General features: G+C 62.4%; 14 protein-coding genes and 1 pseudogene. 5 read left to right on the forward strand and 10 right to left on the reverse strand.

What is annotated here, in order from left to right:
• Window positions 1–8 precede the first annotated feature (8 nt).
• From araG to BM017_RS15750, 6 genes are read right to left on the reverse strand one after another with little or no spacing between them, the layout of a single operon-like run.
• On the reverse strand, window positions 9–1,511 hold the full coding sequence (araG, locus tag BM017_RS15725; protein ID WP_092246013.1) for an L-arabinose ABC transporter ATP-binding protein AraG: 1,503 nt from the start codon (window positions 1,509–1,511) through the stop codon (window positions 9–11).
• Complete coding sequence (locus tag BM017_RS15730; protein WP_092246016.1) at window positions 1,508–2,512, reverse strand: substrate-binding domain-containing protein; 1,005 nt, start codon at window positions 2,510–2,512, stop codon at window positions 1,508–1,510. Before BM017_RS15730 ends, araG begins: the two co-directional genes overlap by 4 nt.
• 36 nt (window positions 2,513–2,548) lie before the next feature.
• Window positions 2,549–3,412: an SMP-30/gluconolactonase/LRE family protein gene (locus BM017_RS15735; RefSeq protein WP_092246019.1), complete on the reverse strand. Its 864-nt coding sequence runs from the start codon at window positions 3,410–3,412 to the stop codon at window positions 2,549–2,551.
• A gap of 36 nt (window positions 3,413–3,448) precedes the next feature.
• Entirely contained in the window at window positions 3,449–5,029 is a 1,581-nt protein-coding gene (locus BM017_RS15740; RefSeq protein ID WP_092246022.1) for an aldehyde dehydrogenase (NADP(+)), read from the reverse strand.
• 11 nt (window positions 5,030–5,040) lie between these two features.
• Complete coding sequence (araD1, locus tag BM017_RS15745; protein ID WP_092246025.1) at window positions 5,041–6,030, reverse strand: AraD1 family protein; 990 nt, start codon at window positions 6,028–6,030, stop codon at window positions 5,041–5,043.
• Between the two features lie 15 nt (window positions 6,031–6,045).
• Entirely contained in the window at window positions 6,046–7,368 is a 1,323-nt protein-coding gene (locus BM017_RS15750; RefSeq protein ID WP_071491459.1) for an MFS transporter, read from the reverse strand.
• A 193-nt stretch (window positions 7,369–7,561) separates the two neighbouring features.
• Here BM017_RS15750 and BM017_RS15755 point away from each other — a divergent pair, with 193 nt between their 5' ends.
• The gene (locus BM017_RS15755; protein ID WP_092246027.1) at window positions 7,562–9,298 is read left to right on the forward strand and encodes an IlvD/Edd family dehydratase; all 1,737 of its coding nucleotides are present in this window, start codon (window positions 7,562–7,564) and stop codon (window positions 9,296–9,298) included.
• A gap of 48 nt (window positions 9,299–9,346) precedes the next feature.
• Entirely contained in the window at window positions 9,347–10,069 is a 723-nt protein-coding gene (locus BM017_RS15760; RefSeq protein ID WP_071494877.1) for a FadR/GntR family transcriptional regulator, read from the forward strand.
• 70 nt (window positions 10,070–10,139) lie between these two features.
• Here BM017_RS15760 and BM017_RS15765 read toward each other — a convergent pair whose 3' ends face one another.
• Window positions 10,140–12,266, reverse strand: a complete 2,127-nt coding sequence (locus BM017_RS15765) for a TonB-dependent siderophore receptor (RefSeq protein ID WP_092246030.1) — start codon at window positions 12,264–12,266, stop codon at window positions 10,140–10,142.
• A 191-nt stretch (window positions 12,267–12,457) separates the two neighbouring features.
• Entirely contained in the window at window positions 12,458–13,549 is a 1,092-nt protein-coding gene (locus BM017_RS15770) for an NADH:flavin oxidoreductase/NADH oxidase (protein ID WP_092246033.1), read from the reverse strand.
• A gap of 92 nt (window positions 13,550–13,641) precedes the next feature.
• Here BM017_RS15770 and BM017_RS15775 point away from each other — a divergent pair, with 92 nt between their 5' ends.
• On the forward strand, window positions 13,642–13,941 hold the full coding sequence (locus tag BM017_RS15775) for an ArsR/SmtB family transcription factor (protein WP_170856087.1): 300 nt from the start codon (window positions 13,642–13,644) through the stop codon (window positions 13,939–13,941).
• Between the two features lie 16 nt (window positions 13,942–13,957).
• Here the strand turns inward: BM017_RS15775 and BM017_RS15780 are convergent, their stop codons facing one another.
• Window positions 13,958–14,983, reverse strand: a complete 1,026-nt coding sequence (locus BM017_RS15780) for a GGDEF domain-containing protein (protein ID WP_092246038.1) — start codon at window positions 14,981–14,983, stop codon at window positions 13,958–13,960.
• A gap of 26 nt (window positions 14,984–15,009) precedes the next feature.
• Complete coding sequence (locus BM017_RS15785) at window positions 15,010–15,873, reverse strand: hypothetical protein (protein ID WP_092246041.1); 864 nt, start codon at window positions 15,871–15,873, stop codon at window positions 15,010–15,012.
• Between the two features lie 447 nt (window positions 15,874–16,320).
• Between BM017_RS15785 and BM017_RS15790 the strand changes: the two genes are divergently transcribed.
• Window positions 16,321–17,211 carry a bestrophin family protein gene (locus BM017_RS15790; RefSeq protein ID WP_092246044.1) on the forward strand — a complete coding sequence of 297 codons (891 nt, stop codon included), beginning with the start codon at window positions 16,321–16,323 and terminating at the stop codon, window positions 17,209–17,211.
• A 143-nt stretch (window positions 17,212–17,354) separates the two neighbouring features.
• Window positions 17,355–18,434: pseudogene (locus tag BM017_RS29645) on the forward strand (cache domain-containing protein); the annotation flags it as partial.
• Between the last annotated feature and the right edge of the window lie 262 nt (window positions 18,435–18,696).

The following is an 18,696-nucleotide window of genomic DNA, read 5'->3' on the forward strand; positions in this document are numbered from 1 at the left end:
GTCGTCTCTCAGTTCGCCACGCTGCGCGGCAGGGCCAATTGCAGCAGGTTGGATTCGGTAGCGTCTTCGCGGGTTTGTTCGCCGCGCATCGCGCCTTCGCACAGCACCAGGATGCGGTCGGAGATGCCCATCACTTCCATCAGGTCGCTGGACACCACAATCACCGCAATGCCCTGGGCCGCCAGGTTATGGATGATCTGGTAGATCTCGGCCTTGGCGCCGATATCGATGCCACGGGTCGGTTCGTCCAGCAGCAGCACCTTCATCGGCATCGACAGCCAGCGACCGAGAATGGCCTTCTGCTGGTTGCCGCCGGACAGGTACATGATCTTCTGCGCGGCGTTCGGCGTCTTGACCTTCATGGCCTGGATCTGCTGGTCGGCGTTGCCCTTTTCCCAGCCCTCGCGCAGCAGCCAGCCGAACGTGGAGTGGGCACCGCGTGCGCTGATATTGATGTTCTCGGCGACGCTGGACAGCGGGATGATGCCTTCCTTCTTGCGGTCCTCCGGGCACAGCAGCACGCCGGCGGCGATGGCATCCCTGGGCGAGCGCAGTTGCAGCGCCTGCCCGCACAAATGCAGGCTGCCGGCACTGGCGCGCTCCAGGCCGCTGAGCAGCCGGAACAGCTCGGTGCGCCCAGCCCCGACCAGCCCGAACAGGCCAAGGATCTCGCCCTTGCGCACACTGAAACTGATCGGCTCACGCAGGCCGGGACCGAGCAGGCCATCGGCCTTGAGCGCGACTTCGCCGTGCTCACGCGGGCGGTAGTCGTAAATGTCCTGGATATCGCGCCCCACCATGCACGTCACCAGTTGGTCATGGGTCAGCGCGCTCATGTCCTCGAAGGTGCGCACGTAGCGGCCGTCCTTGAACACCGTGACGGCGTTGCAGATGCGGAACACTTCTTCCATGCGGTGCGACACATAGAGCACCACTTTGCCTTCGTCACGCAGGCGCGTGATGATCGCCATCAGGCGGTCGATCTCCCGCGCCGACAGGCTGCTGGTCGGTTCGTCAAAGGCAATCACATGGGCGCCACGGGACAGCGCCTTGGCGATTTCCACCAGTTGACGCTGGCCAAGGGACAAGCGCCCGAGTTTCTCGGCCGGGTCGATTTCATCCGCCAGCCCCTTGAGGCACGCGAGGGCCTGCTTGCGCAGGAGCCCCCGGTTGACCACGCCGAAACGCGACGGCAAGTGGCCGAGGAACAGGTTCTCGGCCACCGTCATTTCCGGCACCAGATGCAGTTCCTGGTGGATCACCGCCACGCCGCTGGCAATGCTGTCGGCGGCGCATTTGAAGGCCATGGTCTGCGCGCCGATGTGCAGCGAGCCGCTGTTGGGAATGTAGGCGCCGCCGAGGATCTTCAACAGTGTCGACTTGCCCGCACCGTTCTCGCCCATCAGGGCGTGCACCTGCCCGGGGTGGGCGGTAAAGCTGATGCCATCCAGCGCCTTGACCCCGGGAAAGGTCTTGCCGATGCCGTCAAAGCGCAGGGCCGCAGCGGTCATTGCCACAACCCGATCTTGGTCAGTTCTTCCTTGAAGTTGGCGCGGGTGATCAGCGTCACTTCGTCCATCGCCGTGTATTTCGCAGGCTCGGTGCCTTTAGTGACCCAATCGAACATCATCTTCGCAGTGTTGTAGCCCTCGATATGCGGGCTGGGCAGCATGGAGCCAAAGAAGCCGCTTTCAGGCTTTTTCAGTTCGCCAATGGCGTCGGTGCCATTGATGCCGATACCGATCACGTTGGCGGCCTTGAAGCCGGCGCTTTCGGTGGCGCGTACGCCGCCCAGCACGGTGTTGTCGTTCATGCCGCCGATGATCAGGTTTTTCGCGCCGCTGGGCAGCTTGACCAGCGCCGAGTTGGTGGCGTCCATGCTGCCGGGTACGTCGAGAGTCTTGGCGGCGGTGAACAGGATGTGGTCCTTGGGCATGCCGGCTTCTTCCAGGGATTTGACCGAGCCGTCGGTGCGTTTCTTGCCGGTGTCGAGTTCGTTGAAGGTGTTGATCACCGCGTAGGTGTCCTTCCAGTCCCAGCCGCGTTTTTTCGCTTCGGCCGCCATCGCGGCGCCCTGCTTCTGGCCCACTTCAAAGGCCGCCATGCCCAGGTACGGCACGTCTTCCATGAAGTTGCCCTTGGCGTCGACAAAGCGGTCATCCACGGCAATGACTTTCAAACCGTTGGCCTTGGCCTTGGCCACGATGGCCGGGCCGAGGGACACGTCCGGCGGGCAGATCACAAAGCCCTTGGCACCGTTGGCGGCCAGGCTGTCGATGGCCGACAGGGTCTTCTCGCCATCGGGCACGGCGATCTTGATCACGGTGAAGCCATGCTCCTTGCCGGCTTTCTCGGCGAAGGCCCATTCGGTCTGGAACCACGGCTCCTCGGCCTGCTTGACCAGGAAGCCGATCTTCACTTCTTCAGCGGCCAGCAACAGCCCGCTCAAGCTCATGGCAGAGACCGCCACAGCGGCGCAGCACAGGGAACGCAAACCACGACGACGATTCATACGGGTGACTCCTTGTTGTTGTTTTTAAAGGGGGACTTATCCGGCAAAGCGATGACAGGGTGTTCCAGGCACATCGACCTCGATGGCCAATACCGCGCCATCCAAGGGGTGTTCCAACGGGCTGGCCGCGCTGGTGATGTACAGGGTGGTGAGGTTCGGGCCACCGAACACGCAACTGGTGGGGCGGCTGACGGGCAGCTCGATGATGCGGTCGACGGTGCCGTCGGGCGTGAGGCGCAGCAGGCAACTGCCATCCCAGCGGGCGTTCCAGATGTAGCCTTCCACATCCATGGCCGAACCGTCCGGCCCGCCACGCTCGTGGGGACCGAACCACGCCTGCGCGGATTCGAGTTGGCCGTCTGGCTGGATAGCGTGGCGGTACAGCGTGCCGTCCAGGCTGTCGCCGAAATGCACCTGCCGACCGTCATCACTCCACAGCAAGGTGTTGGGAATGCCCAGGCCGCTGAGCAACGGTGTGACCTGCGCATCGGCATCGACACGAAACAGGCCGCCGGAGCGTCGCGTGATGGGCAGGTCTTCACCCTGCTCGCCAATATTGTTCTGCATGGTGCCCAGCCACAGCCGGCCCTGGGCATCGCAGCGTGCTTCATTGCCACGGTTGCCGGGTTGCGGGTCGGCCACGCACAGCAGGGTCAGGGCCTCGGTGGCCAGGTCGAGGCGGTACACGCCGCTGCTCAGGGTCACCAGGGCATCGCCGCCCTCACACGGGATGAACGCCGAGACATGCTCGGGCAACTGCCACACCCGCAACTGCCCGCCCATCAGGCGCAGTGCCTGTTTGCCGGCAATATTCACCCAGTACAGTGCCTGGGTGGGCGCGTCCCAGAACGGTCCCTCGCCCAATTGCGCACGGTGCGGGGTAACGGCGATACACGACATGATGCCTCCTGGATTGTTGTTGTTCTCAGGTGTGCGTTACAGCGGTTCGCGAGATGGCGTGCCATCCACCAGCCGCTGGATGCGCAACGGATTGGCGTTTTTCAACGCGTCGGGCAGCAGGCTATCAGGGTAATTCTGGAAGCACACGGGGCGCAGGAAACGCTCGATGGCCAAGGTGCCAACCGAGGTGCCACGGGCATCCGAAGTGGCCGGGTACGGCCCGCCATGCACCATCGAATCGCAGACTTCCACGCCGGTCGGGTAGCCGTTGAGCAGGATGCGCCCGACTTTCTGCTCCAGCAGCGGCGTGAGTTCGGCGAACTGTTGCAGGTCGGCGGGCTCGCCAATGATCGTCGCCGTAAGTTGACCGTGCAGACCGTGCAAGGCGGCGTTGAGTTGGGCCTGGTCGGCGACTTCGACGAACACGGTGGTGGGGCCGAAGACTTCTTCCTGCAGCACTTCATCGCCGTCGATCAACAGGCTCGCATCGGCCTTGAACAGCTGTGGTTGCGCCTGATTGCCGGCCTGCTGGTTGCCCGCCAGATGCTGGATGCCCGGGTGCGCCAGGAGTTTTTCCAGGCCTTTGCCGTAGCTGCCCAGGGTGCCGGCGTTGAGCATGGTCTGGGCCGGTTGCTCGCCGATCAGTTGCGCGACTTGCTGGGTGAACGCGGTGAATGCAGGCGATGCGACACCGATGACCAGCCCAGGGTTGGTGCAGAACTGGCCGCAGCCTTGTACCACCGAGGCGGTCAGGTCACGCGCGACGCTGTCGGCGCGCACGGTCAGGGCCTGGGGCAATACGATCACCGGGTTGATGCTCGACATCTCGGCAAACACCGGGATCGGCTGCGGGCGCGCCGCCGCCATGTCGCACAAGGCACGCCCGCCCTTGAGCGAGCCGGTAAAGCCCACCGCCTGGATCGCCGGGTGCTTGACCAGCGCCTCACCCACGCCACCGCCGAAGATCATGTTGAACACACCGGCCGGCATCTCCGTGGCCTCGGCCGCGCGGATGATCGCATCGGCCACGCGTTCGGCGGTCGCCATATGCCCGCTGTGGGCCTTGAACACCACTGGGCAGCCTGCCGCCAAAGCAGCCGCTGTATCACCGCCCGCCGTAGAAAACGCCAGGGGAAAGTTGCTCGCGCCAAACACCGCGACCGGCCCCAGGCCGATGCGGTATTGACGCAGGTCAGGGCGTGGCAGCGGTTGGCGGTCGGGCAGTGCCTTGTCGATGCGCGCACCGTAGAAATCACCGCGACGCAGCACCGTGGCGAACAGGCGCATCTGGCCGCTGGTACGCCCGCGCTCGCCCTTGATGCGTGCGGCCGGCAGCGCCGTTTCGCGGCAGACCAGTTCGACAAAATCATCCCCCAACGCGTCCAGCTCATCGGCCACCGCATCCAGGAACTGTGCACGGCGCGATGCGCTCAAGGCGCGGTACGCAGGGTAGGCCTGCGCGGCAGCCTTGGCGGCGGCGTCGACTTCCTGCGGCGTGGCCTGGAAAAAGGCCTGGGGCAAGGCCTCGCCGGTGCTGGCGTCGACGCTGTGCAAGGTCACGCTGCCGTTGGCGCTGCGCTGGCCGCCGATGTAGTTGTGGCCGAGAAACTGAGTCATGGGGTTCTCCATTAAAGGGTGATGACATTGCCGGGTTCGAACGCCGCAGCGCTGCTGCCGACACGGTTGACCAGCGGCGCACCGAACTCGGCCTGGCTGATCTCGAACACATCGCCGACCTGGGTCCGTATACCGTCGGCGAATGACAGCGTGGCGGTGCCGAAAAAGTGGATGTGCACATCGCCCGGCTTAAGGAACTGACGGTATTTGAAGTGGTGGTATTCGAGGTTCTCCAGGCTGTGACACATATTGGCCTCGCCGCTGAGGAACTCGTTCTGCCAGATCACTTCGCCGTTGCGCAGAATGCGGCTGGTGCCCGCCAGGTGCTGGGGCAACTCGCCCACGCGCAACTCAGGGCCGTAGCTGCAACTGCGCAGTTTGGAATGGGCCAGGTACAGGTAGTTCTTGCGCTCCATGATGTGGTCGGAGAATTCGTTGCCCACCGCAAAACCGACGCGATACGGCTTGCTGTCCGGGCCGATCACATACAGGCCGCCGATCTCCGGCTCTTCACCGGCATCCTCGGCAAACGGTGGCACCGGGAAGGCTGCGCCGGGGCGCACCACGATGCTGCCGTCGCCCTTGTAGAACCACTCGGGTTGCACACCCGCCTGGCCAGCCGGTGGACGGCCGCCCTCCACGCCCCATTTGAAGATGCGCATGGTGTCGGTCAATGCGCTGTCGTCGCCGGCCTGGTGCATCTTGTCCCGCGCCGAGGCACTGCCCAGGTGAGTCAGGCCGGTGCCGCTGATCAGCATATGGGCCGGGTCCGGGTGGTCCAGCGGTGGCAGAATTTTCAAGTCGGTCAGCAGCGCGGCGTAGTCATAGCTGTCGCCAAGTCCCAGGCTGTCCACGTGTTGCGCCAGGCCTACGCCGGCGTCGATGGCAGCCAGGGCCAATTCGCGCACGCTGCGGGCTGTCTGTACTTCGCGCACCTTGGTGGCGTCGACCACGCCGACACGGCGGTCTCCGTTACGCAACTCGAACTGAACTAAACGCATGACTGTTCTCCTGGATTAAGGTCGGGTGGCGCCACGGGCACTGGCGGCAAATTGGTCGGCAGGCAGGACGTGCCTGCGCTCGAGCAGGCGGTAGACCACAACGGTCAGGACCAGCCCGAACAGCATCACCCCGGACAAGAAGTACAGGCCCGAAGCGAGGTTGCCGGTGTATTCCTTGAGCGCGCCGATCACGAACGGGCCGATATAGCCGCCGAGGTTGCCCACCGAGTTGATCAACGCAATGCCCGCCGCCGCACTGGCGCCCGCGAAGAAGCGCCCGGGCAAGGTCCAGAACACTGCCGTGCAGGAGAACATCGCGAATGCCGCCAGGCACAGCGCTGCCATTTGCAGCACCGGCACACTGAGCGCGGCACTGAAGAACAGCCCAATGGCGCCCAGCACGTAGAGCACCGCAAGATGGCCGTAGCGGTCGTTCAAACGGTCGGAACTGCGCGGGATGATCAGCAGGCCGATGATGCCGAAGAGATACGGCACCGCAGAGATAAAGCCGGTGACCAGATCAGTGCCGCCGAACTGCTTGATCAGGGTCGGCAGCCACAGGCCCAGGCCGTAGATGCTCAGGGTCACCGGCAGGTAGAACAGCGCCAGCAGCAACACGCGTTGGTCTTTCAAGGCATGCAGGGGGTTGCCGTGACGGGTTTGGCCGTAGGTTTGCAGGTCTTTGGCGAGTTCGCCGGTGAGCCAGGCCTTTTCGTCGTCGCTCATCCAACTGACCTGTTCAGGGCCATCTGGCAGGAAGCGCAGCACCGGCCAGGTCAGCAGGATCGCCGGGGTGCCAATCACGATGAACAGCCATTGCCAGCCGTGCAGGCCAAGGATGCCGTCCATGCCCAGCAAACCGCCGGACACCGGACCGGTGATCATCATCGCGATGGGTTGCGACAGGATGAACAGCCCGAGGATCTTGCCGCGATGGCGCACCGGGAACCACTGGGTAATGTAGTAGAGAACGCCGGGAAAGAACCCCGCCTCCGCCGCGCCGAGCAGAAAGCGCATCACATAGAAGCTGTGCGGGCCCTGCACAAAGGCCATGCCGATGGTGATGGCGCCCCAGGTGATCATGATCCGCGCAAACCAGCGGCGTGCGCCAAAGCGGTCGAGCATCAGGTTGCTGGGGATCTCGAACAGGAAGTAGCCAATGAAGAACAACCCCGCACCCAGGCCATAGGCAGCATCGCCAATGCCGACGTCGGCGCCCATGTGCAACTTGGCGAAGCCCACGGCGGAACGGTCCACGTAGGCGATCAGGTACAGCAGGATCAGGAAGGGAATCAGTTTCAGCGTGATGCGCCGAATAAGCCGCAGTTCCTGGCTCATGGGGGTCGATCTCCGATTGTTGTTTTTATAGAAGCTCGGGGGACGCCTCTCGCGAAAATCCGCCAGGGTCATACCTCAGTTGAGATCGACTATATAGTAGGACTATTTACAAAACAACTCTTCCAAAGCAGCGTTTTTGCGCTTATGTTTAAGCACGCATAGAACATATAGTCATACAATAAGAGAATCGATCATGCCTGATAAAAAGCCCGGCCTCCGCTCCGCCCAGTGGTTCGGTACCGCCGACAAGAACGGCTTCATGTACCGCAGCTGGATGAAGAACCAGGGCATTGCCGACCATCAGTTCCATGGCAAGCCGATCATCGGCATCTGCAACACCTGGTCGGAGCTGACCCCGTGCAATGCACATTTCCGCCAGATCGCCGAGCACGTCAAACGCGGCGTGATCGAGGCCGGTGGCTTCCCGGTGGAGTTTCCGGTGTTCTCCAATGGCGAGTCGAACCTGCGTCCCACCGCCATGCTCACCCGCAACCTGGCGAGCATGGACGTGGAAGAGGCGATTCGCGGCAACCCGATTGACGGCGTGGTGCTGCTGACCGGTTGTGACAAGACCACCCCGGCCCTGCTGATGGGCGCCGCCAGTTGCGACGTGCCGGCCATCGTGGTCACCGGTGGGCCGATGCTCAACGGCAAGCACAAAGGCCAGGACATTGGCTCGGGCACCGTGGTGTGGCAGCTCAGCGAACAAGTGAAAGCCGGCACCATCACCCTGGATGATTTCCTTGCAGCCGAAGGCGGCATGTCGCGATCGGCGGGCACCTGCAACACCATGGGCACCGCGTCGACCATGGCCTGCATGGCCGAGGCACTCGGCACTTCCCTGCCCCATAACGCGGCGATTCCGGCGGTGGATGCGCGGCGTTATGTGCTGGCGCATATGTCGGGCATGCGTGCCGTGGAGATGGTGCGCGAAGACTTGAAGCTGTCGAAGATCCTCACCAAAGAGGCGTTTGAAAACGCGATCCGTGTGAACGCGGCCATCGGCGGCTCGACCAATGCGGTGATCCACCTCAAGGCCATCGCCGGGCGCATCGGCGTCGAACTCGACCTGGACGACTGGACCCGCATGGGCCGTGGCATGCCGACCATCGTCGACCTGCAACCTTCGGGGCGCTTCCTGATGGAAGAGTTCTACTACGCCGGCGGCCTGCCCGCCGTGCTGCGCCGCCTGGGTGAAGCCAACCTGATCCCGCACCCGAATGCCCTGACCGTCAACGGCAAGTCCCTGGGCGAGAACACCAAGGACTCGCCGATCTACGGCCAGGACGAGGTGATCCGCACACTCGACAACCCGATCCGCGCCGACGGCGGCATCTGCGTGCTGCGCGGCAACCTGGCGCCGCTGGGCGCGGTGCTCAAGCCCTCCGCCGCCAGCCCGGAACTGATGCAGCACCGTGGCCGTGCAGTGGTGTTCGAAAACTTCGACATGTACAAGGCGCGCATCAATGACCCGGAGCTGGACGTGGACGCCAACTCGATCCTGGTCATGAAAAACTGCGGCCCCAAGGGCTACCCGGGCATGGCCGAGGTCGGCAACATGGGCCTGCCGGCCAAGCTGCTGGCCCAGGGTGTGACCGATATGGTGCGGATTTCCGATGCGCGCATGAGTGGCACGGCGTACGGCACGGTGGTGTTGCACGTGGCGCCGGAAGCCGCTGCCGGCGGGCCGCTGGCCACAGTGCAGGAAGGCGACTGGATCGAACTGGACTGCGCCAACGGCCGCCTGCACCTGGACATCCCCGACGCAGAGCTGGCGGCGCGCATGGCGGACCTGGCGCCCCCGCAGAACCTCATCGTCGGCGGCTACCGCCAGCTGTACATCGACCACGTGCTGCAGGCCGACCAGGGCTGCGACTTTGACTTCCTGGTGGGTTGCCGCGGGGCGGAAGTCCCACGGCATTCCCACTAATTGGGATGCTATGATGCCGCGTCTTTAAGCCAGAGCCTCCCCGTCGTCATGGATCACCAGCCGCCCAAGCCGCGCAAGAGCCAGCATGCCCAGATCGTTCAGGACTTGGGCATGCACATCGTTTCCGGCCGCTTCAAGCCGGAAGAACGCCTGCCTATGGAGGCCACGCTCTGCGAGGAGTACCAGGTCAGCCGCTCGGTGTTGCGCGAAGCCACGCGGGTGCTCAGCGCCAAGGGCCTGGTGTATTCCAAGCCACGGGTGGGCGCGGTGGTGCGGCCGCGATTGAAGTGGCACCTGCTCGACCCGGACGTGTTGTCCTGGTTGATGCAGTCCACGCCCCACAGTGAGTTCTTCAACACCCTGGCCGGTGTGCGACGCATCCTCGAGCCGGAGATCGCCGCCATGGCCGCGACCACGGCTACCGATGAAGACATCGCCACCATCGAAAAAGCCTACCTGGGCATGGAAACCGCACAGACCCACGAACAACTGCTGCAGGCCGACCTGGACTTCCACCGCGCCATCGCCGATGCCACCCGCAACGACCTGCTCGCCTACATGTGCAACATGCTGTCGCTGCCGTTGCGCGAGTCGATCAACATCACCAACCGCCGCCCGGACATCCAGGGCCTGAGCCTGCCCCGGCACAAGGCGATCCTCACCGCGATCCAGAACCGCGACGCCCTCGGCGCCCGGCATGCATCGCTGGTGCAGCTGGATGACACGCGGGTGGCGTTGGATACGGTGATGAACGTGCTTACGCCGCTCTGACTTCAAGGGGTACACAGAACCAAATGTGGGAGGGGGCTTGCCCTCTCCCACATTGAAACTGTGCTAGGCATTAGAGGGTGTAGACGATGCCCACCTGCACCGTGCGTGGCGCGCCTGGGTAGGCGTAGAAGTTGCCGAACGCGCCTTCCTCGAAATCACGGTTGAACAGGTTCTTCACATCCAGGTTCAGGCGGACTTTGTCGTTGACCTTGTAGTAGCCCAGCAGGTCGACCACGGTGTAGGCGTCCATCGAGAAGGCGGTGTTGGAGGTCTGGCCAACCCGTTCATCGACGTATTTGGCGCCCGCGCCTAGCCCGAGCCCCTTGAGGCGACCGTCCTGGAATTCGTAGACATTGAGCAGGCTGAAGCTGTTGCGCGGGATGTTGGCCAGGGGTGAGCCGACGCGGATGGTGTTGTCTTTGGTGACTTCGGCGTCGACGTAGGCGTAGCCGCCGATCACGCGCCATTCAGGGGTGAGGTTGCCGGCCACGTTGAGGTCAAAGCCGCGGCTGCGCACCTGGCCGGCGGCGACACTGAAGGTCGAGTCCAGGGGGTCGGTGGTGAGCACGTTTTTCTTCTCGATCTGGTAAACCGCAGCATCGACGCTCAGTTGACGATCCAGCGCTTCCCATTTGATGCCCATTTCGTAGGACTTGCCCTTCTCCGGCTCAAACCCACCCCCCTGACGGCTGGCACCTGTATTCGGCTTGAACGAGCGAGCGGCGTCGGCGTACACCGCGACGGTGTCGGTGAGGTCGTAGGTCACGCCTACGCGCGGGGTGACCGCGTTATCGCTGGCCTCCCAGCTTTTACCGCCTGGCACATAGGTGTGGTAGTCGTGCTCGAAGCGCTCGAAGCGTGCGCCGGCGAGTAATTTCAGGCGCTCGGTCAGGGCCACTTGGTCCTGGACGAAGGCGGCGTAAGTCTTGAGGTTTTCCTTGTCGTGGGTCGGCGTGCGCGTGAGCGTCGGGCGTGGTTGGCCGTAGACCGGGTTGAAGATGTCGATGGGATAGGCACCCACCGCGCCGCTGGAGCGCTGGATGATCGACTTGTAGTCGTAGTCTTCGAACTCGACGCCGGTGAGCAGGGTGTGGTCAAAACCGCCGGCGGAGAAATGCCCGGTGAGGTTGAGTTGGGTGTCCTTGTCGGTCCACTCCAGCTTGCGGTAGTTGAAGTTGCGACCCAGGGTGCGACCGTCAGCGGCCAGACCGTTGGCTTCGATGGCGTTGCCTTGCAGGGTGCCGTCGAGCCATTGAAAACCACCGCCCAGGGTCCAGTTGTCATTGAGCAGATGCTCGAAACGCAACTGGGCCATGCTGTTGTCGTTGTGCAGCTTGCCGACGTCTTTGTCGCCCCAGAAGGTATCGCGGGACGCCGTGCCTTTCTGAGTGGCAAAGCGTGTCAGCCCGCGATCCAGCGGGTGATTGTTGCGCATGAAGTCGCCTTCGAAGATCACCTTGGTGTCGTCGCTGGCCTGCCAGGTGAGCACCGGGGTGACGCCGTAGCGCTCGGTCTCCACATGGTCGCGGAAGGTGTCGCCGCCCTCGCCCACCACGTTCAGGCGATAGGCCAGGCGACCCTCCTCGTCCAACGGGCCGGAGGCATCCAGGGTGCCGCGCTTCATGCCCTGGTCATTCAATTGGCTGCCGAGGGTGACCGTGCGTTCGGCCAACGGTTGCTTGGTCACCACGTTGAAGGTGCCGCCGGGATCGCCACGGCCATAGAGCATGGTCGCCGGGCCGCGCAGCACTTCCAGGCGTTCGATGGTGTTGGCGTCCGGCATGTTCGGGTAGCCACGGTTGATCGGGAAACCGTTGCGGTAGAACTCGCCAGTGGTAAAGCCGCGCACGGTGAAGGTGGTGAGGCCCTGCCCGCCGAAGTTGTTGGCGCGGCCGACACCGCCAGCGTAGTCCAGGGCGTCTTGCAGGCGCGTGGCGCCGATGTCTTCGACCACCGCCCTGGACACCACGCTGATGGACTGCGGGGTTTCATGGATCGAGGTGTCGGTGCGCGTCGCACTGGCTGAACGTGTGGCGTGGTAGCCCTGCACCGGCCCTTGGGCGGTCTCGTAATCCGCCTCGCCGGTGACATTGGTCGCTTGCAACTCAAGGCTGGCTTTCTCGGTAGCAGCAACCTCTGCCCAGGTGAACGAGGAAAACGCCTGAAGCACGCAGAGGGAAATCAGGGTACGACGCATGGGTGTGGAACCTAGTGAATGAGCCAGATGGGACGGCAGACCTGCCAAGAATTCGCGAGGGATGGTATATCAAGTGATTCGCGGTTGACATCTATTCTCATTCGCTATTTTTCGCGCATCGACTGTGTATCAGCGCTGACGCAGGCAAAAAAAAGCCACTCAATCGAGTGGCTCATCGTTGACGCGTGACCTCAGCGATAACGTTCCAACCAATGCGCGTAGGGCGCTGGCAAGGTCCACGAGGACTTCTCGACACCCAGTTCCTTGGCCGCGAAGTACGCCCAATGCGGGTCGGCCAGATGCGCACGCCCTACCGACACCAGGTCCAGGTGCCCGGCCTGCAACGCGCCTTCGGCCAGTTGCGGGGTGCCGAAGCCCCAGGCCGAAGTCACCGGGATACCGGCTTCGCGACGCACGCGCTCGGCAATCGGCCCCAGGAACGCAGGCCCCCACGGGATGTTGGTGTCGGGGATGGTGAAACCGACGCTGACGCTCAGCAGGTCCAGGCCACCGGCCTTGAAACGGCGGGCCAGTTCGATGGACTCGGTGAGGGTCTGCTCGTCGCGACCGTCGTACTCGATCACACCGAAACGTGCGGTGAGCGGCAGGTTTTCCGGCCAGACTTCGCGCACGGCAGCCAGGGTTTCCAGGAGGAAACGACTGCGGTTGTCGAAGCTGCCGCCGTAGGCGTCGGTGCGCTGGTTGGAGTGCTCGGAGAAGAAGCTCTGGCCCAGGTAGCCGTGGGCGAAGTGCAGCTCGATCCATTCAAAACCGGCGTCGCGGGCACGGCGGGCGGCATCGACGAAGTCCTGGCGCACCCGGGCGATGTCGTCCAGGGTCATGGCGCGAGGCACCTGTGGCAGGTTGGCACCGAAGGCGATGGCCGAGGGTGCGATGGTTTCCCAACGGCGGGCGTCGGAGGCGGCGATATGGTCGTCCCCTTCCCACGGGCGGTTGGCGCTGGCCTTGCGGCCGGCGTGGCCGATCTGGATGCCCGGCACGGAACCGGCGGCCTTGATCGCCTGGACCATCGGCACGAACGCCTCGGCATGCGCATCACTCCAAAGCCCCGCGCAGCCTGGGGTGATCCGACCTTCCGGCGCGACGGCAGTGGCTTCGACCACCACCAGGCCAGCACCGCCACGGGCCATGCTGGCCAGGTGCACGAGGTGCCAGTCGTTGACGATGCCGTCATCGGCCATGTATTGGCACATCGGCGGGATAGCGATGCGATTACGCAGGGTGACATCTTTTAGTTGGAACGGTTCGAACAATGCGGCCATGGGGCGACTCCAGTGAGCAGGTGGTTGATTCGATAGTTCGATGGTAATCGAACTATGGTATTCAACGATAGCCCCCTGTTATGATTCGTTTCATGCGAGCCTTCAAACACCCTCCCCTGCAAGACCTGACCCTTGAGCGCGTGCTATACGCCCTGAGTGATCCGGTGCGCCTGGAAATCGTGCGCTGCCTGGCCGGCGTGCCCGAGGCTACCTGCGGCGAATTGGACGGTGGGCGACCGAAGTCGAGCATGTCCCATCACTTTCGGGTGTTGCGCGACGCCGGGCTGGTGCAGACCCGAAGCGTGGGGACCACGCACATGAATGCATTGCGCGCGGACGACCTGGAAAGCCGCTTCCCCGGCTTGCTCGCGAGCATTCTGGCCCAGCACTGAGGCCCGTCTGTCCGTTTCATCTGGAAGCGGTCAATGGCTCGCCATCCAGATACACACAGTCCTTGCCATTGTGCTTGGCGGCATACAGGTTGCGGTCGGCGCACTTGAGTACCACTGACATATCGGCACCCACCGAGAAATGCGTCATACCCGCGCTGCACGTGTAGTGATGGGGCGGCGGGACACTGCCACGAATCGCTTGCAGCAGCCGCGCAGCAAAATCAGTGGCCGCCCCAGGGTCATCCCCCACCAGCAACACGCCGAACTCCTCTCCCCCGATCCTGCCGAAGCTGTCGCTGCCCGGCGTGGCTTTCAGGCAGTGCGCCATCGCACAGAGAATCTTGTCACCGACATCATGGCCAAACTGGTCGTTTTTCAACTTGAAGCTATCAATATCCAGCATCATGAAATAGCCGCACTGCCCCTCGGCGATCACCTTGGCGAAACGTTCGATAAACGCCCTGCGGTTCAGGATGGAGGTCAAGTAATCCGTTTCTGCCAGTTCCCGGAACTCACTCTCGACCAGCAACACAGAGCGCAGGTTCTTCACGTATGAATAATTCAGGATAAAGCCGATCGACACCGACGCCAGGCAGAACATCACCAGGTAAACCTCAACCCCGACGTAGATCGACATATGAACAGCTGGCCACAGCATCGACCAGATCAATGCAGCGCCTATCAAGAAATCCTGGACTGCGATAAAGAGCAAGGCACTGCTCAGCACCAGAATCACCGCCAGCGGTAGAGCAAATACCTGCAACGCCTGATCGGTCTGCATCACCAACGCAAAGCCGCCGGCCAACACCGCCATATAGACCACACCGAACGCCCGCCAGGCCAGGAAATTGGTCAACCGCCGGTGAAATCGACACAACGCTGTCAAACACACGGTAATGAGCACGGTGTACCACCCGAACTCCAGCACCGGATCCACCAAGAGCACCCACCACCAGACAATCAGGCCTATCCATTCCGCCTGGGCAACAGCGGGCGACAATAACCTCTGCATCCTTGGCCTGAGCTTTAAGTCAGCCGGCATCTCAACACTCCCTGCGCATAAGTTGCCTATATTTTGCTGGCTTGGCCCAATTCGAGACTCTGCAGGGTGATTGCAAATGAATACGCCATGAAACGGCGCACCAACTTTACAAAGGGCGGCAATACTTCCAACTGCGTCTTGGAATGCACTTTAAAGCAACCTTTTTCAACACCCTCCTGAACCAGACGAATCACATGGGTCTTGGACACTGAAAGTTGCGTCGCCAGTGAAAGATAAGAGGACGTCCTGAAACTTGCGCCCTGACAGTCCAAGGAACAGGCATCGTTATAAATCGCCAACATCAGCATATGTCCGGCATCGCGGTTAACCAGCCAGTCACATTCAGGCAGCAATACATCGATGGTCAGCTTATTTGAAAGAAGGGTGGCAAAACCTTTGAAATAAAGTGCCAGGAAGGCTCGGTCGTCCAACTCACTCATCCGCTGGACCTGCGCTTCACTGGGGCACATTGGTCCCAGCGGCTGCACCACGGAATTGAGCATCGACCTGACTTCATGGCAGGCTTGGGCCGATGGGCTGAACACTCGGAAACGGCTGTCGTCAGGGTGGCCGGCGACCTTCATGAACCCCAGTGCCCGGAACAGCAGGAAGATCGACTCCAGGCTGTTCCTGGAACAGAAGCCGCGAGCCACGCAGAACGCTTTCACGTCGGACAACAATGGCGCGGGCTTGGAGAAATATTCACTCAGCAGCGTGAAAGACACCATCAAACGGTTGAACTTCAGCGCTGTCTTGTAGAAAAACGGTCGTTTTGAATAGGGACCCAGCAGAATGGCGTAGTGCGCGCGAATACTGCATTCAAATTCCCCGTGACGTTCCAACACCCGCGCGGAATGATCCAACGCCCACTTCAACGAACTGACGCACATGAGAAAGAGCCCTGATCAACCTACTGGAATTCACTGATCGATGGCGCAGCACTTCTGCAACCAGGTCTCACAACAACTCACGTCGTAAACACCACCAGTGATGGCGTTTTGCCTCGAGCGCAATGTATCGCGATTAACCCGACAGACATCATCGCTACCAAAATTGTTCCAAAACGTATTGGCGTCCCTAAAACAACCCACTCATACACGCCCATGACAGCTGCGGTGCTTCGCTGCTTTTAAATATATCCAAGCGTTGTGATGAAACTGTTCAATCGACCTGTTCGCCGATGCCATTGAATCCTGGCGGCACTGGAAGAATTGCGACGACTCTCACGGGAGCCGGTGAGCGCTACTTAAACGATTCAGGCCCTGGGGCGAACCTTTCACCGCGACCCGCGTCCGAGCTAAGGCACCGTTGCCTGCCACTCACCGCGAGGTCTCCGTTTGAAAGCCGCCATCCTCAAAAAGTACCGCCTGATCATCAAGACCATGGGCTACGTTGGCTGGGCGCTGTTCTGGCTGCTGCTGTGGGACGTCGCCGTCACCGTGGACTTCATGCTGTTTCTCACCTACAAGATCAATCTGCCGCTGATGCCTCTGACCCTGCTGGGTTCGGCGCTGGTGGTGCTGATCAGTTTCCGTAACAGCAGTGCCTACAACCGCTGGTGGGAAGCCCGCACACTGTGGGGCGCGATGGTCAACAACTCGCGTAGTTTTGCGCGCCAGGTACTGACCCTGCTGGACGACCCCGACGACGAAGTGAACCCGGTCAAGGCCACCCTGCTGCGTCGTCATGTGGCCTATGTGAATTGCCTGGCCGCGCACCTCAAGGGCCAGCCGTGCCCCGAAGAAGTCCGCGCGTTTATCCCTGGTGACGAGTTTGCGCGCAACGGCGCCACCAACAACTTTGCCAACGATATCCTTACCGGCTCGGCGGCGTTATTGGCCCGGGAGTACAAGGTCGGTCACCTCGACAGCATCCGTCTGGCGCGGCTGGAGTCGACCCTGGTGGACCTGTCCAACGCCCAGGGCGGCATGGAGCGGATCGCCAACACCCCGCTGCCCTACCCTTACGTGTACTTCCCGCGGCTGTTTATCTCGCTGTTCTGCCTGATCGTGCCGGTGGGCCTGGTGGAGTCCCTGGGTTGGTTCACCCCGCTGGCCTCGACGGTGGTGGGGTTCATGCTGCTGGCCATCGAGCGCATCGGCACCGACCTGCAAAGCCCGTTCAACTCCAGCGAACACCAGATCCAGATGGACACCATCTGCGAAACCATCGAAAAAAACCTGCAGTCGATGCAGCGTGATGCGCTGGGTGGCGAGCGCATCGGTTAAACCCTCCCTCAGCCCTCAAGTGCGTGCCCGCGCAGTCGATATACAGAGGGTACGCATGGGCCACACCCCTTAAAACAACACATGCGACGCTCGACGCTACTGTTTTCTCCTTGCCAAAATTATAAATACCCGCGGGTGAAGTCATGAATATCAAGCAAAAGCTGACCTGGGCGTTTGCCGCCATCGCGTGCGTCCCGGTTATTTTGGTCGCTGTATTGGTTGTACTGAATCTGCGCGAGGGGGCCCAGGCCAATTTCCTCGACAGCAGCGGCCGCGAGATCCGCCAGATCGACAATGGCATGAAGCAGTTCTTCGACGGCATCAGCCAGAACGTCGAGTATGTGGCCAAGGACCCGCGCGTTGTCGCGGCCAAGGACCTCAAGAGCTACGCCGGCGCCGATGCCGCGCAAATCCCCCTCACCCCCACCAACACAGCGCTGCTGGAGATTTTCGACCAGTTCGCCAAGAGCCATCCGAGCACCGCCTACCTGTCCCTGGGCCTCGCCGACGGCGGCTACGCCAGCTGGCCCGACGACACCAAGCTGAACAACTATGACCCGCGCGTACGCCCCTGGTACCAGGCCGCCATCGCCGCGCCGGGTAAAACCGTGCGCACCGGGGCCTACTATTGGGCGCCGGACGACGTGACGCTGATCGGCACCGTGCACACCGTCACCGACGCCGCCGGCAAGATCCTCGGCGTGGTCGGCCTGGACGTGTCGCTCAAGCAGCTCACCGAGTTGGTGCGCAACATCAAGCTCGGCGACAGCGGCTACCTGATGCTGGTGGAAGGCAACGGCAACGTGCTGGTCGACCCCAGCGACGCCAAGCACAATTTCAAGCCCCTGGCCGATCTGGGCCCCAACTACGCCGAGCTGGCCAAGCGCGGCGACGGCGTGAGCCAGATCGATATTGATGGCGTGGCGTACATGGCCAACATGGTCAGCTCCAAAGACCTGGGCTGGCGCTTTATCGGCCTGATCAAGCGCGACGAAGTGATGGCCGGCGCGACCCGCCTTACCTGGTTGATCGCGGCGATTGCCGCCGCGCTGGCCGTGGTCTTCGCGATTGTCGGCGCCAGTTTCGCCAGCGTGATCGTACGTCCGATTCGCGGCGTGGCCGACGGCCTGCAAGAGATCGCCGAAGGTGAAGGCGACCTGACCCGCCAGCTCAAGGTGCAAGGCAAGGACGAAACCGCCAGCCTGGCCGGCTGGTTCAACCAGTTCCTGAGCATGATCGCCCAGTTGGTGCAGCGCATCGGCAACGCCTCGTCCGACCTGCAAACCGCCGCCGCCGACACCAGCGAAGTCGCGCACAACATGAACCAGGCCGCCGGTCGCCAGCGTGAAGCGGTGGAACTGGTAAGCACAGCGTTCAACGAAATGGTGGCCACCGCCAACGAAGTCGCGCGCTCCTGCAGTGCCGCCGCCACCAGTGCCGACGAAGGCTACCGCGATGTGCACGACGGCCAGCAGCACATCGGCG

The organism is Pseudomonas sp. NFPP04, assembly GCF_900113815.1.
Taxonomy (GTDB): domain Bacteria; phylum Pseudomonadota; class Gammaproteobacteria; order Pseudomonadales; family Pseudomonadaceae; genus Aquipseudomonas; species Aquipseudomonas extremorientalis.